Genomic DNA, 22120 nt, shown 5'->3' on the forward strand with positions numbered 1-22120 from the left:
GCTGAGACGCGCTCAGCGCGCGAAGCGCGTCTTCCAGGTTAGCGGAAGGGCGCCCTCACCAGCCGGGCGGCAGTCCGGCGCCGAGCGCCGCCAGCGGCCCCCGCGCCTTGATGCCCACCTCGGCGACTTCGGCCGCGGCATCCGATCGCCATGTGATCCCCCCGCCCGCGCCGACGTACGCGCCGTCCGGGCGCACCACGATCGATCGGATGACCATCGCGAGATCCAGCGCGCCGTCGTCGCCGACCCACCCGAAGCAGCCCGAGAACACGCCGCGCGGCGCGGCCTCCAGCCGATGCAGGATCGTCATGGCGGAGAGCTTCGGCGCACCGGTCATCGACCCGGCGGGGAACGTCGCGTCGAGCAGGTCCGCGAGCGTCGTGCCGGGGACGAGCGCACCGGACACCGTGCTGACCAGCTGATGCACGGCAGGATACGACTCCACCTCCAGGAGCGCGTCGACGCCGACCGTGCCGGGCACGCACACGCGCGAGAGGTCGTTGCGCATGAGGTCGACGATCATGACGTTCTCGGCGCGCTCCTTCTCGCTCCCGCGCAGCTCCGCCCGAAGCGCCGCGTCCTCGGCGGCGTCGCGGCCGCGCGGGCGGGTGCCCTTGATGGGGCGGGTCCGCACGATCGCCACGCCCTCGCCGCCGCGCTCCACCTGGAGGAAGCGCTCCGGGCTCGCGCTCAGCAGCGCAGAGTCGCCCGAGCGCACGAACCCGCCGTGGTGGGCGGGGGTCGCAGCGCGCAGCCGCAGGTAGACCTGCACCGGGTCGACGGATGCCTCGACCTCGAAACGCGTCGTCAGGCACAGCTGGTAGGCGTCGCCCTCGCGGATCGCATCCCGGCAGCGCTCGATGAGAGTCGCGTACTCGTCCGGCGTGTGGCGCGAGCGGGCGTGTCCCAGGGGTGCGGTCGGCGCAGGCGCCGGTCCGGTCGTCGCCGCGGCGACGGCCTGGACCAGCCCGGTCAGCGCGCTCGGGGGCGCGAACACGCGGACGCGCCGGCGGGCATGGTCGAAGGCGACGAGCCGCTCGACCCGCAGCCACCGCTCGTTCGGCACGGCGTCGTCGTCGCGGACGGCGGGGGCGCCGGCGCGGGCCGCGGCGTCGTCGTAGCCGATCCAGCCCACCCAGCCGCCGCGGAACGGGCTGTCGCCGTCGTCCTCGCCGCCGCCGCACGCCGTCGCGCGCACGACGGCGGCGTCCTGAGGCGTGCCCGTGCCCATGAAGCTCCAGCCGGCTTCGGCCGCCGGCCCGGCATCCAGCCAGAAGGCGTGCTCCGCATCGGCGAGCAGCGCGGAGAAGACGGATGCCGGATCCACCCACTCCGCGAGGTCCGCGGCGGCGAGAGGGTCCGACATGTTCCCAGGTTAGAGGGACGGACGGAGCTCTAGGCTCGTGGCGTGAACGAGTTCCTCACGTGGCTCCTCGACGCCGTCCAGAGCGTCGACCCCCTCGTCAGGACCCTCCTCGCCGGTGTCGCGGTGATGCTCGAGACCAGCGTGCTCATCGGGCTCGTCGTGCCCGGCGACACCATCGTCATCGTCGCCGGGACGGCCGTGGCGTCGCCCCTGGAAGGCGTGCTGCTCGGGATCGCCGTCGTTCTCGGCGCGCTGGCCGGCGAGAGCATCGGCTTCTGGCTCGGACGATTCCTCGGCCCCAAGATCCGGCATTCCCGGCTCGGGCGCCGCATCGGCGAGGAGAACTGGGCCCGCTCCGAGCGCTATCTGCGGCGTCGCGGCGGCCCCGCCATCTTCATCTCCCGCTTCCTGCCCGTGCTCCACTCGCTGGTCCCGCTCACGGTGGGGATGAGCGGATTCCCCTACCGGCGCTTCCTCGCGTGGACCATCCCCGCGTGCGTCATCTGGTCCACGCTGTACATCTCCGTGGCCGCTCTCGCGGCGGGGACGTACCGGGAGCTGGCCGATCAGCTGCACTACGCCGGCTACATCTTCGTCGGGGTCATCGTGCTGTTCCTGGGCCTGGTCTTCGTCAGCAAGAAGGTGATCGAGCGCGCCGAGCGGAAGCACCTCGATCATGACGGTCCCGACCAGGCCGCCGTGGCGGACATGGAAGACTGAAGGAGTGTCTGCCACCGATACCCGGTCCGAGCCCGCCAACGTGCTGTGGTTCGCTCGCCTGGAGTATCGCTTCCACGCCTGGCGGGAGCGACGCGCCCGGCGACGCGGCCACAGGCCGACGGTGGCCCCCTTCCCGGGGTATGCGGGGCCCGATTGGGTGCGCGTGCTCGGGCGGGTCATGATCGCCCCGCCGGCGAAGACGACCGAGTCCGGCGAGTACGCGGGCGTCCGCGGCTGGCGCAGCTTCGTCGCCGTCCCGATCGGCTATGCGCAGGTGACGGTCTCCATCGGCGGCGTCGACCACGAGGTCGTCGCCGATCGCGGCGGCGTCATCGACACGCGGCTTCCGGCGAAGCTCGAGCCGGGCTGGCAGACCTTCACGATGTCGGTCGAGGGCGGCGAGCCGGTCGAGACGCGCACGTTCGTGGTGGGCTCCGACGTGGAGTTCGGAGTCGTCTCGGACGTCGACGACACCGTCATGGTCACGGCGCTGCCCCGCCCGCTGCTGGCGGCGTGGAACTCGTTCGTGGTCAATGAGCACGCCCGCCAGCCGGTCCCCGGAATGGCGGTGCTGATGGAGCGGGTGGTGCGCGAGAACCCGGGCTCGCCGCTGATCTACCTCTCGACCGGCGCCTGGAACATCGCGCCCACGCTCATCCGCTTCCTGAGCCGTCACGTCTTCCCTCCGGGGTCGCTCCTGCTGACCGACTGGGGTCCCACCCACGATCGGTGGTTCCGCAGCGGGAAGACCCACAAGCTCACGAACCTCCGGCGCCTGGCCGACGAGTTCCCGCACGTGCGGTGGCTGCTGATCGGCGACGACGGCCAGCACGACGACGAGATCTACACCACCTTCACCGACGAGCACCCCTCACAGGTGGTGGCGGTCGCGATCCGGCGCCTCTCCCCCGCCGAGGCCGTGCTCGCCGGTGGCCGCACGGCCGTCAACGACCACGCCGCGGCATCCGTGCCCTGGGTGAGCGACGACGACGGCGCCGGCCTGCTGGAGCGCCTGGAGGGTGTCGGCGTCCTCGGCAGCGGCGGCACGATCGAGGCCTGAGCGGCCGCGCCGACGTCGGCGGCCGCGCGTAGGCTGGCCGCATGTGCGGACGCTTCGTGGTGGCAAGTGCCGGTTCCGACCTCGTCGGGGTGCTGCGCGTCGACGTCGAAGGCGATGACCTCCCCGAGCCGTCGTACAACGTGGCGCCGACCTCCCGCGTGGCGATCGTGCTCGACTCCGCCAAGACCGAACCGCCGACCCGGCGGCTCGAGGCGGCGCGGTGGGGGCTCGTCCCGTCGTGGGCGAAAGACACCAAGATCGGGGCGCGGGCCTTCAACGCGCGCGCCGAAGAGCTCGAAGACAAGCCGATGTTCCGCGGAGCGCTCGAGAAGCGCCGAGCAGTGGTGCCCACCTCCGGCTACTACGAGTGGAAGAACGTCGACGGCGTCAAGATCCCGCACTACATCCACCCGGCCGACGGCGAGCCGCTGTTCCTCGCGGGCCTGTACGAGTGGTGGCGCGACAAGACGAAGGGCGACGACGACCTCGATCGCTGGCTGCTGAGCTTCACGATCCTCACGCGCGACGCCATCGGGCGGCTCGGTTCGATCCACGACCGCATGCCGCTGTTCCTCGACCCGGATCACGCCGACGCGTGGCTCGATCCCACCACCGACAATGTGCGGGACGTGCTCGACGCCGCGATCGACGCCGCTCCCGCCCTCGCCGAGACGCTCGACGACCACGAGGTGTCCACCGCCGTCGGCAACGTCCGCAACGATGCGCCGGAGCTCATCGAGCCGGTGTGACGCTCCGGCTCGGCGGCTGTACGAGCCCGCGTATCCTCGAACGGTGACCATCGCGCCGCCCTCCGCCCCCGTGCTGCCGGCGGCGGTCTGGCGTGAGCGCGAGGCCGCGCACGAGACGCGGGCACGGGCCTCGACGGCCGCCCGCCGGGCGCGCCAGGAGCGCCGCGAGACGCACCCGGTGGAGGACTTCCTCTTCACGTACTACTCGTACAAGCCGGCCGTGCTGCACCGCTGGCATCCGGGTGAGGGCGTGGAGCTCGCGGATGCCGCAGCCGATGCCCGTGCCCGGTGGCGCTGGTACCGCCCCGGCAGCGCGCGCGGGGCGATCGCCGTCGACGGCGCGGGATTCCGCGCGGAGCGCGGGGCCCTCGTGGGCAACATCGCCCGGATCCTCCGTGCCACCGCGTACCGGGCACCCGGGTTCGGCTGCTTCGGTCTCCACGAATGGGCGATGGTCTACAGGCAGGCGGAGCACCGGCATCCGGTCCCCTTGCGTCTCGGGCAGGACGCCACCGATGCCGTGGTCGATGCGCACGACCTGCGCTGCACCCACTTCGACGCCTTCCGGTTCTTCACCCTGGCCGCCGTCCCGCGCAATCGCGAGACGCCGACCCGCGAGCGGCAGGCGGAGCTCGAGCAGCCCGGATGCCTGCACGCGGGAATGGATCTCTACAAGTGGGCCGTCAAGCTGGGGCCGCTGGTGCCCGGCGAGCTTCTGCTCGACGCCTTCGAGCTCGCGCGCGACATCCGGGTGCTCGACATGAGGGCATCCCCGTACGACCTCGCCGACTGGGGATACGACGCCGTGCCCATCGAGACCGCCGAGGGCAAGGCCGCGTATGTCCGCGAGCAGCGCGGGTTCGCCGAGCGCGGCGCGATCATCCGTGCCCGCCTGCTCGAGATCGCAGCGGGCTGAGTCAGCCCGCCGGCTCGCAGGTCGTGCACGGCAGCTCGCCGCCGTCAGCCTCCGCGATGGCCAGGCGCAGCTCGGTCACGCGCTCCGCCGCCTCCTGGAGCCGCTCGGCGGGGAGAGCCCCCGACTCCACGGCTGCGACGATGCCGTCGACCGTCTGCGGCGCGGTGTCGGCCGTCGAGTACACGACGGTCAGCACCATGTCATTGCCCGCCGCCAGGGCGGCGACGGCGTTGGCGACCGGGTCTGCGTACACGTCGATGCCGGAGGCCTGCAGCATGCCGAGATCGTCGGTGATCGCGACGCCGTCGAAGCCGAGCTCCTCGCGCGCGATCCGGTGCCACTCGGTGGAGAGGCTGGCCGGCGCCGCGTCGACCGCGGTGTAGGCGAGGTGCCCGTACATGAGGAGCTCCGCCCCCGCGTCGATACCGGCGCCGAACGGCAGCGCATCGGCGGCCCGCCACTGATCGAGCGTCATCCCCGTCGACGGGATCGATGCGTGGGAGTCGCCGGGAGCTGCGCCGTGACCCGGGAAGTGCTTGAGGGTGGAGAGCACGACGCCCTGCTCGCCCTTCACCGCGGCGGCCACCCTCGCGGCTCCCGAGTCCGGCGTCGTGCCGAGCACGCGCCGGTGGATGAACGAGGCAGGGTCGGCCGACACATCGGCGACGATGCCGAAGTTCACGGTGATGCCGCTCTGGGCGAGAAGCGCCGCGCGGCCTGAATAGGCGGCCTCGGACGCGGACGGGTCGGCCTGCTGCAGCTCGTACGGCGCGGGGAGGTCGTCCCACGGAAGACGCGAGACGTCCCCGCCCTCCTGGTCGATCGCGATCAGCGGAGGGTTCGCGGGATCGACGGTGAGGGCGGCGGTGATCTCCTGCAGAGCGGCCTCGTCGGCGGGCATGTTGGCCCCCATGAGGATGAAGCCGCCGATGCCGGTCTCCGACATGTACGAGTGCAGCGCCGCGGCGTCTGTCGTGGGGATGTGCCCCATCACGACACTGGCAGCCCGCTCCCGCAGGGTCATCGCCGCCACCGCGTTCTCAGCGGGCGTCGCCGCCTCGTCGGGCGACGGCGACGGCGTGGGCGTCGCGGCCGCGGACGGTGAGCGAGTGGGCGAGGCGGTGGGCGTGGGCGCCGGAGCGCAGGACGCGCACGCGATCGCCGCGGCGGCGACGACCGCGGCGAAGCATCCCACCCGCGCCGCTGCCGTCATCCATCAAGCCTAAGCGGCGTCGAGGTGTCAGTGGCGCGCGACGACGGCAGCGGCATCCGTCCCGACCGGCAGCACGCCGTACTGCGCGCGGCGCTCGTCGCCCAGCCGTGCGGCGATGAACGCCTCGGCATCGCGCGAAGGAGCATGGCGGAGCATGAGTGAGGCCTGGAAGGCCAGCGCGAGGTCCTCGCTGATCCGCCGCGCCTGCGGCGCCGCGTCGCCGGATGCGGCACCCGACAGCCGGCTCAGCAGCGAGAGCGTGCGGTCGACGTGCCGATCGAGGACGGCCGAAGCCCCCGCCGTGCCGGCGAGCTCGTCGGCGAACGCCTCGCCCGAGTCGCGGTCGCGTGTCAGCGCTCGGAGGACGTCCAGGGCGATCACATTGCCGGAGCCCTCCCAGATCGCCATCACCGGCTGCTCGCGGTATCGGCGGGCCAGCGGGAAGGACTCGGTGTAGCCGTTGCCGCCGAGGCACTCCAGTGCCTCGTAGGCGTGCTGCGGACCGCGCTTGCACACCCAGTACTTCGACACCGGGGTCGCCAGCCGCCGCAGCGCGACGTCCCGGTCGGACGCCCCGGACTCGAACAGCTGCGCCAGACGCAGGCCGGAGAGCATCGCCGCCTCGTACTCGAGCGCGAGGTCGGCGAGCACCGCCGTCATCGCCGGCTGGTCCACCAGCAGCGCGCCGAACGCGCGGCGGCCACGCGTGTGCCACAGCGCCTCGGCCAGCGACTGCCGCATCCCGGCGGCCGTGCCCAGCACGCAGTCCAGCCGGGTGCGCTGCACCATCTCGATGATCGCGCGGACGCCCCTGCCGGCTTCGCCGACCAGGAATCCGACGGTCCCGTCGAGCTCGATCTCGGCGGACGCGTTCGAGCGGTTCCCGAGCTTGTCCTTCAGCCGCTGGATGCGCAAGACGTTGCGCATGCCGTGGGGAAGGATCCGCGGGACGAAGAGGCACGACAGTCCCTCGTCGGTGCCGCCGTTCCGCGTGTGAGCCAGGACGAGGAAGGCATCCGACATCGGCGCCGAGCAGAACCACTTGTGCCCGGTCAGCTGGTACGCCCGGCCGCCCATCGATTCGCCGACCGTGGTGCCGGCGCGCACGTCCGAGCCGCCCTGCTTCTCGGTCATGGCCATGCCCATCAGCGCGCTGCGCTTCCCGCCCTCGACGACGAGGCGCGGCTCGTACTCGCGTGAGAGGAGCCTGGGCAGCCATTCGTCCGAGATCCACCCCGCGTCCTGCAGCGACGCCGCGGCGGCGTGGGTCATCGACACCGGGCAGGCGTGCCCCGGCTCCACCTGCGCGAACAGCATGAACATCGCCGCCCGTGCGACGTGCGCGCCCTGCCGCGGATCCGCCCACGCCGAGGTGTGCGCGCCGCGCGCGATCGCCTCGCCGATCACCCGGTGGTAGGACGGGTCGTACTCGACCTCGTCCAGCCGGAAGCCCCAGCGATCGTGCGCGTGCGAGGCGGGCGGATGCACCTCGGCCAGCTGCGCATCGCGCTGGAACGACGCCGATCCGACGAGCCGTCCGGCCTCGAGGAGGTCGTCCTCGGCCCAGCCCGCCCCGAAGGTCCGCACCGCCTCGCCGAGCGGGACGTTCAGGTCGTACTCGTTCACGTCGACGCGCCACGGCGGCTGATTCTCGACGTGGTGCGTCGCCTGCCCGATCACCCGATCACCGCGCCCGAGCGAGGTCATGCCCGTTCGCTCTCCACCGGCAGGGCCAGCGCATACTGCTGCTCCGGCGTCAGCGGTGCCCGCGTGACGATGTCGTGCACGAACGCCAGCTTGTGCCGCACGGGCGTGACGATCGTGAACGGGTACAGGTCGCCGAAGCCCATCGACCGGTTGATGCGGTTGAAGCTCTGCGAGAGCCATTCCCAGTCCGTCAGCAGGCGCTGGATCGGCTCGCGCTCGTAGGAGACGAGCGGAACGACGTCGGTGTCGCGCAGATTGGTCACCGCCGCGTCCAGGCGGATGGAGATGATCGCAGCCGTCTGCAGGGTGCCGGTGATGTGCAGATAGTGGGCGAAGGTCTCGGCGAAGTCCTCCCAGGGGTGCATCGTCGCGTACTCCGAGATGAAGGACTCCTGCCAGCCGGCCGGCGCGCCCACCTGGTAGTAGCGGGTGAGCGCTTCGCGGTAGCTCGTGCGCTCATCGCCGAACAGCTCGCGAGAGCGCGCCCACAGCTCGTCGTCGGTCAGGAGCACGTTCTGGAAGTAGTGGCCCACCTCGTGGCGGAGGTGGCCGAGGATCGTGCGGTACGGCTCGCCGAGCCGTACCCGCAGGGCCTCGCGCCGGTCGTCCAGACTCTCCGCCAGGTCGATCGTGATGATGCCGTTCGCGTGTCCGATCGTCACCGGCTTGCCGTCGGAGAGACTGGAGATGAGGTCGAAGCCGAGGCCGCCCTCACGCACGTCCCACCCCACGATGGGCAGGCCGAGGTCGGCCAGCTGCAGAAGCAGCCGGCGCTTGGCCTCTTCCGTCTTGGCCAGCTTGTCCAGGGCGACGGTGTCGTCCGCCGCGGGCCGGCGGCGCGTCAGGCGGCACGAGAAGCAGCGCCCGGCGGGTGCGTTCTCCCACACCAGCCAGTTGCACGCCCAGTCGCGATTGGAGCACGTGTACCAGGTGGCGCCGTCGATGACGACCTGACCGTGACGGATGCCGTAGAACTCGCGCGTCAGCAGGTGGTACGCGATCTCCCCTTCGCAGTTGGGGCACTGCAGCGTGTCGAGGTAGACGAAATGGCGGCAATGCGGACAGCGGGGCTGCGAGCTCACGCTCTCACCGTAGCGCGCCGCGACAGCAGACGGCCCGCGTCAGGTCGCCGGTGTCAGCGGGATGCGGAGCAGGAGGTCATCGCCCTCTCGCGGCGTTCCGCGGCCGTCGGTGTTGCCCGTGAGCACCCAGAGCGAGGCGTCCGGCAGCGCGATGACGTCGCGGAGCCGGCCGTGCGCGCGGTCGAGAGCGGCGACCGGGCTCCCCACGGCCTCGCCGTCCCGTGTGTCGATCTGCCACAGCCGCTCGCCGCGCAGACCCGCGACGAAGACGGTGTCGCCATACGCGGCGATTCCGCTGGGGCTCGCCTCGCTCGTCGCCCATGTGACGACCGGATCCACGAACTCCGCCCGCCCGCCCACGCCTTCGACGACCGGCCATCCGTAGTTCGCGCCGGCGTCGATGCGGTTCAGCTCGTCCCAGGTGTTCTGGCCGAACTCGCTCGCCCACAGCGTGCCGTCGGAGGTCCAGGCGATGCCCTGCACGTTGCGGTGTCCCATCGAGTAGACCGCGTTGCCCCAGGGGTTGCCGGGCGCCGGGTCGCCGTCCGGCGTGACCCGAAGGATCTTCCCGCCGAGGGCGTCCGGATCCTGCGCGGCATCGGACCGCTGCGCGTCGCCCGTCGTGACGTACAGGTAACCGTCCGGGCCGAACGCGAGGCGACCGCCGTCGTGCGTGCTCGCGCGCGGTATGCCCTCGACGACGACCTCCGCCGGACCGAGGGCGTATGCCCCGGCCTCCCCCTGCAACGGCATCCGGACCACCCGGTTGTCCTCCGCCGCGCCGAAGTACGCGTACAGCAGCGTGGTCTCCCCCGCCTCCCGCAGAGCCAGGCCGTGCAAGCCCGACTCGCCTCCGGAGACCACGCCCGGGATCGTCCCCGCGAGACGCAGATCGCCGTGTGCCGTGAGCTCGAGCACGGTCCCGTCCCCGCGCTGGGAGATGAGGGCTCCACCGTTCGGGAGCGGGACCACCGACCAGGGCGCGTCGAGGCCGGATGCCAGCGTGCCGGTCGCCGAGCCGGCGCGCCACCGTGTGCCGACTTCGGCGGCAGGGCTCGGCCCGAGCGTGGGGGCCTGCGACGTCGGCGCCCCGCCCTGTGGGCGGGAGGTGCAACCGGATGCCGCGAGGAGTGCGAGCACGAGGCATGCGGCCGCCGCCGCGCGGGCGGGTGACGTCATCCGTCGCCCACGGCGGTGTCCGCCACGGCGGCCTCGAGTGCCGCGAGGTCGATGCGCCGCATCCGGAGCATCGCCTGAACGGCACGGTGTGCGATGTCGGCGTCGGGATGACGGATAAGTTCGACGAGGCGATCCGGGATGATCTGCCACGACAGTCCCCAACGGTCCTTCAGCCACCCGCAGGGCTGCTCCTGGCCGCCGTCGGCGGTCAGCGCGTCCCAGTACCGGTCGACCTCGGCCTGGTCGGCGCACGAGACGTACAGCGAGACGGCCTCGGTGAAGGGGAACTGCGGACCCGCATCCATGCCGTAGTAGTCCCGGCCCGCCAATCGGAAGTGGACGTGCATCACCTTGCCGCCCATGCCGGGCACCTCGTCGGGATACCGGCCCAGCGAGACGATCTCGGAGTCCGGGATGAGCGCGGTGTAGAAGCTGACCGCCTCCTCCGCCGAGTCGTCGAACCAGAGGAAGGGAGTCACGCCGCTCATGCGTCCCACCCTCGCCGACGCGGCCCCCTCGCGCAATGGCCGGCGCATCCCGGGAAGGGGAAGGGCCGGCCGGTCGGGCGGCCTGCTCATGGTCCTACGAGAGGACGTCCTTCGTGGTGAACCTGGTGAGCGCGGCGAACCCGAACACGAGGATGTAGCCGCCCTGCAGCAGCGCGTTGCCTGCGAACGAGTCCCAGGCGATCGGCGAGCGCAGCAGGTCGCCGAAGTCCAGCCACCGGTCGGTGAAGAGCCACGGGTGCACGGCGTCGAGCTGCGGGATCGCACCGACGATCTGGGCGGCGACCGCCAGGATCGCCGTCGCCGCCATCGCTCCGATGGGCACGGTGGTGAGCGTCGAGAGGAACAGTCCGATCGCCGCCAGTCCGCACAGCGACACCGACACGTAGGCGCCCACGGCGAGAAGACGCAGCAGGCCCTCGCCGACCGACACCTGAGTCCCGGTGATCAGCGTGACCGGCCCGACGGGGAAGAGGATCCACCCCACCAGCGCTCCGATCGCGATCACCGTGAGCGTCGCCGAGAGGCAGAACGCCACCGCAGCGAGGTACTTCACGAGGAGGAGGCGCACGCGTCCGGCCGGGGCGATGAGCAGATAGCGAAGCGTGCCGTGGCTCGCTTCGCCGGCGATCGCATCGCCCGACGCGACGCTCACGGTGAGGGGGAGGAAGAGCGGGATCGCGACCGTCAGCGCCGCCAGCGAGACGAAGAGCCCGTTGCCGGTGATCTGATCGAGGAACGCCGGTCCGCGACCAGGGCTCGATCCGCCCACGAGCCGGATCGCGACCCCCAGCAGGATCGGGATGAGCGCGAGAGCGGCCAGCATCGCCCACGTGCGCCGGCGCCGGAACTGGGTGGACAGCTCGTTGCCGAACAGCTGCAACGTCCCCGATCCGGCGCGGGGTGTGGCCGTCGCGACGTTACGCGACGACATCGAAGCCCTCGCCGGTCAGCTCGACGAACCGCTGCTCGAGAGTCTCGCCCACCACGTCGAACCCTCGCACGCGCACGTCTGCCGCGACGAGCGCGGCCACCAGCGCCTCCGGGGGGACGCTGTCGTACAGCATCCCGGTCACCAGATCATGATCGGATGCCCCATCCTGCGCGTCGGGGCGGATCTTCATCGATGCGAGCACCGCCCGGGCCGCGTCGACGTCGGGGGTGCGGACGCGGACGCGGGTGGGTCCGCCGCGGCGGCGGAAGTCGTCGAGGGTGCCCTGGGCCACGAGCCGTCCGCCGCTCATCACTCCGACGTGGGTGCACAGCTGCTCGACCTCGGCGAGCAGGTGGCTCGACACGAACACCGTCGTGCCGTCGGCGGCGAAGGAGCGGATGAGGGACCGGACCTCGCGGGTGCCCTGCGGATCGAGCCCGTTGGTGGGTTCGTCGAGCACGAGCAGCTCTCGCGGCATCAGCAGTGCGTTGGCGAGCCCGAGGCGCTGCTTCATGCCGAGCGAGTAGGCGTGCGCCTTCTTCCTCGCGGCGTGCGCGAGGCCGACGCGCTCGAGCGCCGCCGCCACCCGCGCCGTGCGCGTGCGGCTCGGCGAATGACGGTCCGCGGCATCGAAGCGGGTCAGGTTCTGCTCCCCGGTGAGGAAGGGCGAGAACGCGGGGCCCTCGACGAGCGCTCCCACGCGGGGAAGGACGGTGTCCAGTGACCGGGGCATCGGGGCGCCCAGGACGCGCGCCGCACCGCCCGTCGGCCTCAGCAGTCCCAGCAGCATCCGGATCGTCGTGGTCTTGCCCGACCCGTTCGGCCCGAGGAACCCGTAGACCGACCCGCGGGGCACCGCGAGGTCGATGGCGTCGACGGCGGTCTGCGCACCGAATCGCTTCGTGAGGCCGGTGGTCACGATGGCCGGCTCGGCCCCCTCGGTCGGGCGCACCGGGGTCGGGATCGTCACCGGCGGTCCGTCAGCGGCCGGTCCGGGCGGCTTCGACGAGACGCGCAGCGGGCACGGCGCCCGCCAGCACGCGACCGTCGTCCGTGAACAGGACGCTGACCAGCGAGGTCTGCAGGGCGCGGCCGCCCTCGACGGCGGTGGTGACTCTCTCCAGCATCGCGAGCTGAGCAGGCTCGAGCGCCTGCGGCACGCCCGAGCCATCGGCCGCGGTCAGCGCGACCACTGTCGCCCAGCCCTCTCCGATGACCGCGGGGGCGGCATCCCCCTTCTCTGCGTCCCCCTCGTGCTCGGCGTCATCCGGCCGGGTGAGGTCCTTCTCCACCACGACCATGTCGGCGCCGGGCTCGAAGGCGAAGGTGTCGGGGGCCGGAGCCGAGAAGTCGATGCGCGTGAACGCGATCTCGAAGGCGGGCGCACTCGCGCCCCGCGCGGTGACGGATGCCGCGAGCGCAGCGCCGTTCTGGCCGTCGATGGCGAAGCGCACCTCGCCGACGAGGGTGTCCTCCGTGCGCGGCACGATGAGGAGCTCGTACACCTCGCGCCCGGCCACACGCGCGTCGGTTCCCACCGTCACCTCGGTGGTGGCGTCGAGCCGGGCCAGCGCCTCGTCGAGCATCCGGTCGGGAGTCGGCAGGGCGCGGCCGGCATCGCCCGCACCGGGTGACGCGCCCGCCGGAAGGGCGAGCCTCGTGGCGGTCTGCGACTCGCTGTCGACGAACCAGGCCTCCCCCGCGTCGTGGTCGACGTAGACGTTGCGCTCGCCGAGCTGGTCGAGCACCTGCAGGCGCGCCTGATCGCCGTCGAGGTAGACGTTCGCCGTGTGCGAGCCGGTGACCAGGGCGATCAGGTCGTCGACCTCTGCCGCGCGCGGCCCGTCGTCGCGCTCCCGTGGTCCGCCGGTCAACCCGGCCAGGTCCGGCAGTCCGAGCTCGGACGACTGCTCGATCGTGCCGCTGAGCGCATCGACCTCACTGGCGCTCGCGAACGCGATCAGTTCCGCGACGGACTTGTCGGGCAGATCGACCGCTCCGCTGGCTGCCATCGGCACGAGCACCGCGGCGCCCACCACGATCGGTGCGGCGATCGCCGCTACCCACGCGACGGGACGACGGTCGAGCACACGGCGCGGACTGCTCATGCGGCAAGGCTACGCCGGTGGCGGCATCCCGTCCCGGATCACGGTGAACGCTCAGGGTCCAGAAGACCACTGCGAACCACTGTCGATCCCTGATGAGGGAACGAAGACTCGGTGCTTTACCGGGAGTTTTGGTGGACCTGAGGGGACTCGAACCCCTGACCCCCTGCATGCCATGCAGGTGCGCTACCAGCTGCGCCACAGGCCCTGACGTTCCCCGCTCTCGCGGGGCAACTCGTCTAGCTTACAACACCGCTCGGGGTGCTCCGAACCACCGTCACTCCTCCGCGGCCGCACGAGCGGGAAGGGTCACCGGCACCACCGGGCAGTCCTTCCACAGCCGCTCCAGGCCGTAGTAGACGCGCTCCTGCTCGTGGAAGACGTGCACGACGAGGTCGCCGAGGTCGATGAGCACCCAGCGCGACTCCTGGCGTCCCTCGCGGCGCAGTCGCTTGTAGCCGGCCTCGAGCAGCTTGTCCTCGATCTCGTCGGCGATGGCCGCGACGTTGCGCTCGCTGCGACCGGTGACGAGGAGGAAGATGTCGACGAGCGGAAGCGGCTCGGACACGTCGAGGGCGATGAGATCCTCGCCGCCCTTCGCGTCCGCCGCGGCCGCGGCGATCCGGAGCATGTCGTGCGACTGCGCACTCGCGACCATCAGAAGACTCCCGTCACGAACGCGAGGATGAGGACGCCCACCAGCGCGAGGGCGAGGACGCCCGCCGTGATCGCCAGCGACATCATGAGCTTGCCGCCCTTCTCCGGTGCCGGCGGCTTGATGACCTCGCCCGGCATCTTGGAGGTGCTGACCGCGGCGCTGGCGGCGATGGGCGTCGGCGAGGAGTGGCGCGGCAGCTCGCCGTCGATGAGGGTCGCGTCGATCTCCTTGCCGTCCGCGGTCCCCTTCGCGTGCCCGGTCGAGCCCAGTCCCTCGGGCAGGTTGAAGGTTCCGGTCACGATGACCTCGCCGGTCGCGGTGACGGGCGCCACCAGCGGCGACACCTCGGGCGCCTGCGAGACGATGAGGGTGTTCGGGATGACCGTCGCCCCCGTGGTCCGCGAAAGCAGCTGATCGAACGACGGCGGGAACTCCACGGCCTGTGGCGTGCCGGCGACGGGGTCGGCGTCGAGGAGGCTCGCACCGAGGTGAGGGCTGACGACCGACTTCGGCTGCTCCTCCTCGCGCGACTCATCCTCGTCCGGGTCGGAGGACGCGTCGGCGGAGGCCTCGTCCTCGTCCGTCCGGGCGGTGCGCTCGGGAGCGAGTACCGGCGCCACGCTGGCCGACGCCGAAGCGCCCTGATCGCGGCCGGCTGCGGGAGCCGCCGGCTCGCTCTCGCGCGAGAGGCCGAACAGCGAATGCACGCCGCTGTCGGTGGATACCTGCGACGCGTCGTCCGGGGCGGTGAAGAGCGGACGCCCGGACTCCTGCGTCGCGGCGTCCGGCGCGGCGGCCACGGGCGCTGCAGGCAGGCTGGGGGCGGGTGCGGGGACGCCTGCGGCGTGCGCCGCGACGATCTCCGGCGTGATGACGGGGACGGATGCGGTGCGGATGCGCTCCTGCTGACGGGCCTGCCGTCGGGTCAACGGCGAGACGCCGAGATCCACCGCGGAGTCCGCGACCGGGGGCGGGGGCACGTCGACCGGCGCGGCAGGACGCGGGAACGGCGCAGCGGCCGGCGGCGCGACGGGCGCGGCGTCGGCAGGCGCCTCGGTCTCGGAGGTCTCGGTGACGTCGTCGGCCGACGCCGGGGTTCCGCTGATCACGGGGGTGGATCCCGTGTTGCGCAGCTCGCGGATCTGCTTGCGCGTGAGGGCTGGTGTCGCCGGGTGCTCGGGTGTGCTCATTCCTTGCTCCGGTAGAGGTGGTGCTTCGCAATGTATTGGACGACCCCGTCGGGAACGAGGTACCACACGGGGTGTCCCCGCTGAACCCGATCGCGGCAGTCCGTCGATGAGATGGCGAGGGCGGGGATCTCGAGCTGGCTGACGTCGTCGCTGGGCAGACCGTCCGTGTTCAGAACGTGTCCGGGCCTGGACACCGCGACGAAGTGGGCGAGGTCCCACAGTTCATCATGGTCTCTCCAACTGAGAATTTGCGCTATGGCGTCGGCACCGGTGATGAAGAACAGCTCCGCGTCGGGGCGCTGGGCCTTCAGATCGCGGAGCGTGTCGATGGTGTACGTGGTTCCTTCGCGGTCGATGTCGACGCGACTGACCGTGAAGCGGGGATTGGATGCCGTCGCGATGACGGTCATCAGATAGCGATGCTCGGACGGCGAGACGTCGGCCTTGTGCCATGGCTCGCCCGTGGGCACGAAGACGACCTCATCGAGATCGAACCACTGCGCCACCTCGCTGGCGGCGACGAGGTGACCGTGATGGATCGGGTCGAACGTCCCGCCCATGACCCCGATCCGCGGGGCCGCCGTCGCCGTCATGGGGCAGCCTCAGTGGCCGTGCCCCGCTCGCTGGAGGTCGTCGGCGTGGGCCCGGGCGTACGCCTCGGCCTTGTGGGAGTGACGGTTGGCCACGTTGCGGTACGACAGCGTCACGAGTGCCAGCGCGGCGAAGACGATGACCGCGACGATGCCGTACCAGACCGTCTCGAGAGCGACGTTTCCGTGGTGCTCGGCCTCTTCGGCGGCGAGGGCGATGATCGTGGCGAGTGTCATTCGGGCTCCGTTCGAGTTCGCCTCTGGGGCGCAGGACTGGACCAGTCTATTCCGTTACGCGCGGACCTGCCCTGCGCCGCGCGCGAGCCACTTGGAGCTGGTGAGCTCGGCCAGACCCATGGGCCCGCGGGCGTGCAGCTTCTGCGTCGAGATGCCGACCTCGGCGCCGAACCCGAACTCGCCGCCGTCGGTGAACCGGGTGGAGGTGTTCGCCATCACCACGGCAGAGTCCACCTCGGCGAGGAACCGGGCCTCGTTCGCGGCATCCCGCGTCACGATCGACTCCGTGTGATGGGTGGAGTAGCGCCGGATGTGGTCGAGCGCATCGTCGAGATCATCCACGACGCGCATCGCCAGGTCGAGGCTCAGGTACTCCGTCGCCCAGTCGTCGTCGGTGGCCGGTGTCACCCCCGGCGCGAGCCGCACGACGGACTCGTCGCCGTGCACGGTGACGCCGCCCTGCTGCAGCGCCTCGACGACGGGGCCCACGAGTCGCTCGGCGGCCGCCCGGTGGACGAGCACGGTCTCGACCGCGTTGCAGACGCTGGGACGCTGCGTCTTGGCGTTGACCACGATGTCGCGGGCCCACTCCAGCGGCGCGGTCTCGTCGAGCACGATGTGCACGACGCCGGCGCCCGTCTCGATCACCGGGACCGACGATTCGGTCACGACCGTCTCGATGAGCTGCGCACTCCCCCGCGGCACCAGCACGTCCACGATCCCCCGGGCATGCATGAGCTCCCGCGCGCCCTCGCGCCCGAACTCGTCGACCGTCTGGATCGCCTCCGGGTCGAGGCCGCGATCGGCCAGGGCTCCGCGCATGGCGCTCACGAGAGCGGCATTGGTGCGCTCGGCCGCGGTGCCGCCGCGGAGCACCACGGCGTTGCCCGACCGCAGGGCGAGAGCGGCGATGTCGACGGTCACGTTCGGACGTGCCTCGTAGATCGACCCGACGACGCCGAACGGCACGGCGACCTTCGTCAGCGAGACGCCGTTGGCGAGGGTGCGCTCGTCGAGGACCCGCCCCACCGGATCGGGCAGTGCCGCGATCTCGCGCACCGCTGCCGCCAGCGCGGCGACCCGCGGCTCATCCAGCCGCAGCCGGTCCTGCAGTGCCGTGGAGAGTCCCGTCTCGGCGCCGCGCTGCAGATCCTCCGCGTTCGCGGCCACGATGCGGGGCGCCGCGGCCTCGATCGCATCGGCGATGGCCAGCAGCGCGTCGCGCTTGGCCTCGTCGCCGAGAAGGCCCACGGTGCGGGCGGCGTCCTTCGCCAGAAGCATCCGTTCGCGTGCCGTCGTGGCGGTGGTGGTCATCGGACCAGTCTATCGGCGGCGGTGCGCACGGGTCCGGTCGCGGCGGGCGCAGCGGGCTCGGGATTCGGCTGGAACCACGTGCCGATCTCGGCGCCCGCGAGCGCCTCGGCGACGAGGTCGGCGCTCGTGACGAGCACTCCGATCCCGGATGCCGCCGCCAGACGTGCAGCGGACACCTTGGTCGCCGCGCCGCCGGTGCCGACGCTGTTGACCACGACCGACCCGAACTGGAAGCCGTGCAGGTCGTCGCCGTATGCCACGCGCGGGATGGGCGCTGCGCCCGGCTCGTCCGGCGGGCGCGTGTAGAGGCACTCGATGTCGCTCAGCAGCACCAGTGCGTCGGCACCGATCAGCTGTGCGACGAGCGCGGCGAGGCGGTCGTTGTCGCCGAAGCGGATCTCGTGGGTCGCGACGGTGTCGTTCTCGTTGACGATCGGGAGGATGCGGAGGCCGAGCAGGCGCTCCATCGCGCGGCGGGCGTTGGAGCGGTGCGTCGGGTTCTCGAGATCACCCGCGGTCAGCAGCACCTGACCCGCGACGATGCGGAACGGCCGGAGCGCCTCCTGGTAGCGGTAGATCAGCACGTTCTGGCCGACGGCCGCCGCCGCCTGCTGCGTGGCGAGGTCGCTGGGCCGCTCGTCGAGCAGCAGGTAGGGCATGCCCGTCGCGATCGCGCCGGACGACACGAGCACGACCTCGGTCCCGCGCCCGTGCGCCGCGGCCAGGGCGTCGACGAGCGGCGCGATCTTGTGGGCGTTGTCACCGCTGATCGAGCTCGATCCGACCTTCACCACGACGCGGCGCGCGGCCGGGAGGTCGCGGCGCTCGGGGGTGCTCACTCGGCGTCCTCCTCGGCCCACCCGCGCTCGGCGAGGCGCTCGGCCTCGAGGTCGGCGCGGGCCTGAGCCTTCGCGTCCATGAGCTCGTGGTACTGCTCACGGCGCTCGGAGCTGGTGCGCCGGCCGCCCTGGTACAGACGAGGGTCGGTGCCGCGCGGGGCCGTCATGACCTCGGCGGCCGACGTCAGCGCCGGCTGCCAGTCGAAGACGATGCCGTCGCCCTCGCCGATGACGACGGTGGCCCCCGGCGTGGCTCCCGCGCGGTACAGCGCGTCGTCCACGCCGAGCTTGTCGAGACGGTCGGCCAGGAAGCCGACGGCCTCGTCGTTCTGGAAGTCGGTCTGCTGCACCCAGCGCACCGGCTTGTCGCCCAGGATGCGGTACACGTTGCCGTAGGTGCCGCCCTCCACCCGCACGGTGAAGTCCCGGTCCGCGCCCTTCGGCCGGATCACGATGCGCTCGGGGGCGGGTGTCTTCGCCTGCTCGAGACGATGCGCCGCGACGATGTCGCCGAGGGCGAAGGTGAGCTGGCGCAGGCCTGCGTGACTGACGGTGGAGATCTCGAACACGCGGTAGCCGCGTGCCTCGAGGTCGGGTCGCACGAGGTCGGCCAGATCCTTCGCCTCCGGGACGTCGACCTTGTTCAGCGCGATGAGCTGAGGTCGCTCCAGAAGCGGGACCTGACCCTCCGGGACCGGGTAGGCGCCGAGCTCGGCGAGGATGACGTCGAGGTCGGTGATGGGGTCGCGGCCGGGCTCGAGCGTCGCGCAGTCGAGGACGTGCACGAGCGCCGTGCAGCGTTCGACGTGGCGGAGGAACTCCAGTCCGAGCCCCTTGCCCTCGCTCGCACCCTCGATGAGACCCGGCACGTCGGCCACGGTGAAGCGCACGTCGCCGGCCTGCACGACACCGAGGTTGGGATGGAGGGTGGTGAACGGGTAGTCCGCGATCTTCGGCCGTGCCGCCGACACCGCGGCGATGAGGCTCGACTTGCCGGCGGAGGGGAAGCCGACCAGCGCCACGTCGGCGACGGTCTTCAGCTCGAGGAGAACATCGCCCTCCCAGCCGGGCACGCCCAGCAGCGCGAACCCGGGCGCCTTGCGCTTGGGGTTGGCCAGCGCCGCGTTCCCGAGACCGCCCTGACCGCCCGGCGCCACGATGAAGCGCATGCCGGGCTCGATCATGTCGACCAGGACCTCGCCGTCGGGGTCGCGCACGACCGTCCCGACGGGCACGGGGAGCTCGAGGCCCTCTCCGGCGGCACCGGAGCGGTTGTCGCCCATGCCGAACCCGCCGTTGCCGGCGTTGCGGTGCGGAGAGTGGTGGTACGACAGCAGCGTCGTCACCTGCGGGTCGGCGACGAGCACGATGTCGCCGCCGTGCCCGCCGTTCCCGCCGTCGGGGCCGGCGAGCGGCTTGAACTTCTCGCGGCGCACCGAGACGCAGCCGTTGCCGCCCTTGCCTGCGCGCAGGTGAAGCGTCACCCGATCGACGAACGTGACCATCCGGTCCCCCTCAGGGATAAAGGGAAGGGGCGAGCCGAAGCCCGCCCCTTCTCGAAGTCTGCGCCACTCTCGCGGTGCGTGAGCCTGTCGAGGATTACTCCGCGACCGCCACGACGTTGACGACCTTGCGGCCGCCCTTGTGGCCGAACTCGACCGCCCCCGCGGCGAGCGCGAACAGGGTGTCGTCGCCACCGCGGCCGACGTTGGCGCCGGGGTGGAAGTGGGTGCCGCGCTGGCGGACGAGGATCTCGCCGGCGTTGACGGCCTGGCCGCCGAAGCGCTTCACGCCGAGGCGCTGCGCGTTGGAGTCACGACCGTTGCGGGTGGAGCTTGCGCCCTTTTTGTGTGCCATCTCTGCGTCTCCTGTGGCTTACTTGATGCCGGTGACCTTGACGCGCGTGAGGTCCTGACGGTGGCCCTGGCGCTTCTTGTAGCCGGTCTTGTTCTTGAACTTCTGGATCACGATCTTGGGGCCGCGCTCCTCGCCGAGCACCTCGGCGGTCACGGTGACCTTCGCGAGCTTGTCGGCGTCGGTCGTCACGGTGTCACCGTCGACGAAGAGCACCGCGGGGAGCTCGATCTTGTCGCCGACCTTCGCGGCCTGGCGGTCGAGAACGACGATCGTGCCGACCTCGACCTTCTCCTGCCGGCCACCGGCGCGCACAACTGCGTAAACCACTTCACACCTGTTTCTTCTGGGAGCACGCGCACGCGCTCAGGACGTCATGAAAGACTCGGTGCGGATATCTCGACGCACCAAGGGTCCACTTTATCAGATGCCGGATGCGGTCGCGAAAAGCGGGCGCGCGCGGCATCCGTGCGTAGGATTCGGACGTGGCGATCCTCATCGACGATCCGCGCTGGCCGGCGCACGGGCGACTGTGGGCGCACCTGGTGACGGACTCCGACCTCGGCGAGCTGCACGCGTTCGCCGCGGCCAACGGCATCCCGCGACGAGGCTTCGATCTCGACCACTACGACGTCCCGGAAGAGGCGCACGCGAGGCTCGTGGCGGCCGGAGCGCAGCACGTGAGCGGACACGAGCTGGTGCGCCGTCTCATCGCATCCGGGCTCCGGGTCAAGGCCCGCGACCGACGCTGAGCCTCACCGGCCGCCGGAAACCGCCAGCTCCAGGACCTGTGCCGCCCGCCGGGGTCCGTCGAGCTGTCTGATCGCCGCCCCGAGCTCCTGCGCACGGCGGTGCAGCGCCGCATCGCGCCGCATCCGCTCGATCGTCGCGCGGATGGCCGCCGGGCCGGCCCGCCGCGGAAGGGTCTCCCCGACTCCGGCCAGCGTCACCGCGCGAGCCATGCGGGGCTGATCCGACGTGGTGTCCAGCGGGAGCACGAGCACCGGCACGCCGTGGGCGAGCGCCGCGAGGGTCGTCCCGTGCCCGCCGTGCCCCACGATCAGCGAAGCGTCCGGGAACAGCTCGTCATGGGGCATCCACTCGAGAACCCGCACACCCGGCGGCGCAGTCACCTCGCCCGGCGCGACCGCGCGGCCGAGCGTCGCGACCACCGGCGCGTCGATCCCGTCCGCGGCATCGAGGATCCGCTGCCACATCGCGACCAGATCGGGGAACCGGAAGGTGCTGAGGGTGAGGACGACAGTCGAGGCGTCGGGGCGCGCCGCCACCGCCGGCGTCATGACTCCGGCGTACACGACCTCCCCCGGCCCCGCCGACAGCGGCCGCTGAGGCGGGAAGGGCGCACGCAGGCGGGGGACGGATGCCACCAGGATCGGCGTCGCATGCGAGCGCGGCCGCGCGACGCGGATCCCTCGCGTCCAGGCGATCGCCTCGAGGGCGCGGAACCCGGGGACGAGGAAGTCGTGCATGGTGTGCTCGAGCACGGCGAAGCGCTGATCCATACGGTCGAGTACGTCCAGCACCGCGACGAGGGTGCAGTCCACGACCACGATGTCGACCGGAGCCGCGGTCAGCTGGGCCACGGCGTCGTCGGCCAGTCCCCTGTCCGTGAACAGCCGCAGCAGGCCGCCCGGACGGGGATCGAGCACGAATCCGGGCGCGCTGGGGTACGCCGTGAAGCGCAGGTGCGCGGCGCGATAGGCCTCGGCCTGCGAGTCGTGCCCCAGCACCCGCACATCGTGCCCGCGATCGACGAGAGCCCGCGCGACGGCGATCGTCGGCACGCGGTTCCCACCGCCGTCCCACGTGACGAACATGTAGCGCGCCATGGCGCCCCCGCTCCCCCGGCCCCTCGGCGCTCACACTAGCGATGGCGGGGA

The 22120-nt window shown here is 71.8% G+C and carries 24 protein-coding genes and 1 tRNA gene; 5 read left to right on the forward strand and 20 right to left on the reverse strand.

The window, feature by feature from the left end:
* Positions 1-55: 55 nt before the first annotated feature.
* A complete protein-coding gene (gene pabB, locus ACFRAL_RS06730; protein ID WP_378881027.1) occupies positions 56-1366 on the reverse strand; it encodes an aminodeoxychorismate synthase component I in 1311 nt (436 codons plus the stop codon).
* Positions 1367-1408: 42 nt separating this feature from the next.
* Here pabB and ACFRAL_RS06735 point away from each other — a divergent pair, with 42 nt between their 5' ends.
* The 4 genes from ACFRAL_RS06735 to ACFRAL_RS06750 are packed head-to-tail and all read left to right on the forward strand — an operon-like array spanning position 1409 to position 4811.
* The gene (locus tag ACFRAL_RS06735) at positions 1409-2086 is read left to right on the forward strand and encodes a DedA family protein (protein ID WP_336397065.1); all 678 of its coding nucleotides are present in this window, start codon (positions 1409-1411) and stop codon (positions 2084-2086) included.
* Positions 2087-2090: 4 nt separating this feature from the next.
* The gene (locus ACFRAL_RS06740) at positions 2091-3146 is read left to right on the forward strand and encodes a phosphatase domain-containing protein (RefSeq protein WP_336397064.1); all 1056 of its coding nucleotides are present in this window, start codon (positions 2091-2093) and stop codon (positions 3144-3146) included.
* A 41-nt stretch (positions 3147-3187) separates the two neighbouring features.
* Positions 3188-3895 carry an SOS response-associated peptidase gene (locus tag ACFRAL_RS06745; RefSeq protein ID WP_378881031.1) on the forward strand — a complete coding sequence of 236 codons (708 nt, stop codon included), beginning with the start codon at positions 3188-3190 and terminating at the stop codon, positions 3893-3895.
* A 43-nt stretch (positions 3896-3938) separates the two neighbouring features.
* Complete coding sequence (locus tag ACFRAL_RS06750; RefSeq protein ID WP_336397062.1) at positions 3939-4811, forward strand: 3-methyladenine DNA glycosylase; 873 nt, start codon at positions 3939-3941, stop codon at positions 4809-4811.
* Between the two features lies 1 nt (position 4812).
* Here ACFRAL_RS06750 and ACFRAL_RS06755 read toward each other — a convergent pair whose 3' ends face one another.
* The 18 genes from ACFRAL_RS06755 to rplU form a co-directional block, all read right to left on the reverse strand.
* On the reverse strand, positions 4813-6024 hold the full coding sequence (locus tag ACFRAL_RS06755) for a glycoside hydrolase family 3 N-terminal domain-containing protein (protein WP_378881034.1): 1212 nt from the start codon (positions 6022-6024) through the stop codon (positions 4813-4815).
* 27 nt (positions 6025-6051) lie between these two features.
* Positions 6052-7731, reverse strand: coding sequence for an acyl-CoA dehydrogenase family protein (locus ACFRAL_RS06760; protein WP_378881037.1), 1680 nt, complete (start codon positions 7729-7731; stop codon positions 6052-6054).
* Positions 7728-8813, reverse strand: a complete 1086-nt coding sequence (locus tag ACFRAL_RS06765; RefSeq protein WP_378881040.1) for a putative zinc-binding metallopeptidase — start codon at positions 8811-8813, stop codon at positions 7728-7730. Before ACFRAL_RS06765 ends, ACFRAL_RS06760 begins: the two co-directional genes overlap by 4 nt.
* Before the next feature lie 39 nt (positions 8814-8852).
* Entirely contained in the window at positions 8853-9992 is a 1140-nt protein-coding gene (locus ACFRAL_RS06770) for a PQQ-dependent sugar dehydrogenase (RefSeq protein ID WP_378881043.1), read from the reverse strand.
* Positions 9989-10480 (reverse strand): VOC family protein, encoded by a 492-nt coding sequence (locus ACFRAL_RS06775; RefSeq protein WP_378881045.1) that lies wholly within the window; start codon positions 10478-10480, stop codon positions 9989-9991. Before ACFRAL_RS06775 ends, ACFRAL_RS06770 begins: the two co-directional genes overlap by 4 nt.
* Positions 10481-10574: 94 nt before the next feature.
* Entirely contained in the window at positions 10575-11432 is an 858-nt protein-coding gene (locus tag ACFRAL_RS06780) for an ABC transporter permease (RefSeq protein WP_378881048.1), read from the reverse strand.
* A complete protein-coding gene (locus ACFRAL_RS06785) occupies positions 11419-12402 on the reverse strand; it encodes an ABC transporter ATP-binding protein (RefSeq protein ID WP_378881051.1) in 984 nt (327 codons plus the stop codon). The genes ACFRAL_RS06780 and ACFRAL_RS06785 overlap by 14 nt, the downstream gene beginning before the upstream one ends.
* 10 nt (positions 12403-12412) lie before the next feature.
* On the reverse strand, positions 12413-13540 hold the full coding sequence (locus tag ACFRAL_RS06790; protein ID WP_378881054.1) for an outer membrane lipoprotein carrier protein LolA: 1128 nt from the start codon (positions 13538-13540) through the stop codon (positions 12413-12415).
* 129 nt (positions 13541-13669) lie between these two features.
* Positions 13670-13745: transfer RNA gene (locus ACFRAL_RS06795), tRNA-Ala, on the reverse strand.
* A gap of 69 nt (positions 13746-13814) precedes the next feature.
* Positions 13815-14195: a ribosome silencing factor gene (gene rsfS, locus ACFRAL_RS06800; RefSeq protein WP_378881056.1), complete on the reverse strand. Its 381-nt coding sequence runs from the start codon at positions 14193-14195 to the stop codon at positions 13815-13817.
* A complete protein-coding gene (locus tag ACFRAL_RS06805; protein ID WP_378881059.1) occupies positions 14195-15385 on the reverse strand; it encodes a hypothetical protein in 1191 nt (396 codons plus the stop codon). The genes rsfS and ACFRAL_RS06805 overlap by 1 nt, the downstream gene beginning before the upstream one ends.
* Positions 15382-15978: a nicotinate-nucleotide adenylyltransferase gene (gene nadD, locus ACFRAL_RS06810; protein WP_336397026.1), complete on the reverse strand. Its 597-nt coding sequence runs from the start codon at positions 15976-15978 to the stop codon at positions 15382-15384. Before nadD ends, ACFRAL_RS06805 begins: the two co-directional genes overlap by 4 nt.
* Positions 15979-15987: 9 nt before the next feature.
* Positions 15988-16212 (reverse strand): hypothetical protein, encoded by a 225-nt coding sequence (locus tag ACFRAL_RS06815; RefSeq protein WP_336397025.1) that lies wholly within the window; start codon positions 16210-16212, stop codon positions 15988-15990.
* A 54-nt stretch (positions 16213-16266) separates the two neighbouring features.
* Complete coding sequence (locus tag ACFRAL_RS06820) at positions 16267-17526, reverse strand: glutamate-5-semialdehyde dehydrogenase (protein WP_378881062.1); 1260 nt, start codon at positions 17524-17526, stop codon at positions 16267-16269.
* Positions 17523-18365 carry a glutamate 5-kinase gene (gene proB / locus ACFRAL_RS06825; RefSeq protein WP_336397023.1) on the reverse strand — a complete coding sequence of 281 codons (843 nt, stop codon included), beginning with the start codon at positions 18363-18365 and terminating at the stop codon, positions 17523-17525. The genes ACFRAL_RS06820 and proB overlap by 4 nt, the downstream gene beginning before the upstream one ends.
* Positions 18362-19870: a GTPase ObgE gene (gene obgE / locus ACFRAL_RS06830; RefSeq protein ID WP_336397022.1), complete on the reverse strand. Its 1509-nt coding sequence runs from the start codon at positions 19868-19870 to the stop codon at positions 18362-18364. Before obgE ends, proB begins: the two co-directional genes overlap by 4 nt.
* A gap of 94 nt (positions 19871-19964) precedes the next feature.
* Positions 19965-20222: a 50S ribosomal protein L27 gene (gene rpmA / locus ACFRAL_RS06835; protein ID WP_109211194.1), complete on the reverse strand. Its 258-nt coding sequence runs from the start codon at positions 20220-20222 to the stop codon at positions 19965-19967.
* An 18-nt stretch (positions 20223-20240) separates the two neighbouring features.
* Complete coding sequence (gene rplU / locus ACFRAL_RS06840) at positions 20241-20549, reverse strand: 50S ribosomal protein L21 (protein WP_109211193.1); 309 nt, start codon at positions 20547-20549, stop codon at positions 20241-20243.
* A gap of 155 nt (positions 20550-20704) precedes the next feature.
* Here rplU and ACFRAL_RS06845 point away from each other — a divergent pair, with 155 nt between their 5' ends.
* Positions 20705-20971 carry a DUF4031 domain-containing protein gene (locus ACFRAL_RS06845; protein WP_336397021.1) on the forward strand — a complete coding sequence of 89 codons (267 nt, stop codon included), beginning with the start codon at positions 20705-20707 and terminating at the stop codon, positions 20969-20971.
* A gap of 3 nt (positions 20972-20974) precedes the next feature.
* Here the strand turns inward: ACFRAL_RS06845 and ACFRAL_RS06850 are convergent, their stop codons facing one another.
* Positions 20975-22069, reverse strand: coding sequence for a glycosyltransferase (locus tag ACFRAL_RS06850; protein ID WP_378881067.1), 1095 nt, complete (start codon positions 22067-22069; stop codon positions 20975-20977).
* Positions 22070-22120: the final 51 nt, after the last annotated feature.

Source organism: Microbacterium sp. NPDC056736 (assembly GCF_042790415.1).
GTDB lineage: Bacteria > Actinomycetota > Actinomycetes > Actinomycetales > Microbacteriaceae > Microbacterium.

Bases quoted from the DNA above. Each gene is read 5' to 3' on its own strand.
- pabB (WP_378881027.1), bottom strand. From the start codon at position 1,366: ATGTCGGACCCTCTCGCCGCCGCGGACCTCGCGGAGTGGGTGGATCCG.
- ACFRAL_RS06745 (WP_378881031.1), top strand. From the start codon at position 3,188: ATGTGCGGACGCTTCGTGGTGGCAAGTGCCGGTTCCGACCTCGTCGGG.
- ACFRAL_RS06755 (WP_378881034.1), bottom strand. From the start codon at position 6,024: ATGACGGCAGCGGCGCGGGTGGGATGCTTCGCCGCGGTCGTCGCCGCC.
- ACFRAL_RS06760 (WP_378881037.1), bottom strand. From the start codon at position 7,731: ATGACCTCGCTCGGGCGCGGTGATCGGGTGATCGGGCAGGCGACGCAC.
- ACFRAL_RS06770 (WP_378881043.1), bottom strand. From the start codon at position 9,992: ATGACGTCACCCGCCCGCGCGGCGGCGGCCGCATGCCTCGTGCTCGCA.
- ACFRAL_RS06775 (WP_378881045.1), bottom strand. From the start codon at position 10,480: ATGAGCGGCGTGACTCCCTTCCTCTGGTTCGACGACTCGGCGGAGGAG.
- ACFRAL_RS06780 (WP_378881048.1), bottom strand. From the start codon at position 11,432: ATGTCGTCGCGTAACGTCGCGACGGCCACACCCCGCGCCGGATCGGGG.
- ACFRAL_RS06790 (WP_378881054.1), bottom strand. From the start codon at position 13,540: ATGAGCAGTCCGCGCCGTGTGCTCGACCGTCGTCCCGTCGCGTGGGTA.
- rsfS (WP_378881056.1), bottom strand. From the start codon at position 14,195: ATGGTCGCGAGTGCGCAGTCGCACGACATGCTCCGGATCGCCGCGGCC.
- ACFRAL_RS06805 (WP_378881059.1), bottom strand. From the start codon at position 15,385: ATGAGCACACCCGAGCACCCGGCGACACCAGCCCTCACGCGCAAGCAG.
- nadD (WP_336397026.1), bottom strand. From the start codon at position 15,978: ATGACGGCGACGGCGGCCCCGCGGATCGGGGTCATGGGCGGGACGTTC.
- ACFRAL_RS06815 (WP_336397025.1), bottom strand. From the start codon at position 16,212: ATGACACTCGCCACGATCATCGCCCTCGCCGCCGAAGAGGCCGAGCAC.
- ACFRAL_RS06820 (WP_378881062.1), bottom strand. From the start codon at position 17,526: ATGACCACCACCGCCACGACGGCACGCGAACGGATGCTTCTGGCGAAG.
- obgE (WP_336397022.1), bottom strand. From the start codon at position 19,870: ATGGTCACGTTCGTCGATCGGGTGACGCTTCACCTGCGCGCAGGCAAG.
- rpmA (WP_109211194.1), bottom strand. From the start codon at position 20,222: ATGGCACACAAAAAGGGCGCAAGCTCCACCCGCAACGGTCGTGACTCC.
- ACFRAL_RS06850 (WP_378881067.1), bottom strand. From the start codon at position 22,069: ATGGCGCGCTACATGTTCGTCACGTGGGACGGCGGTGGGAACCGCGTG.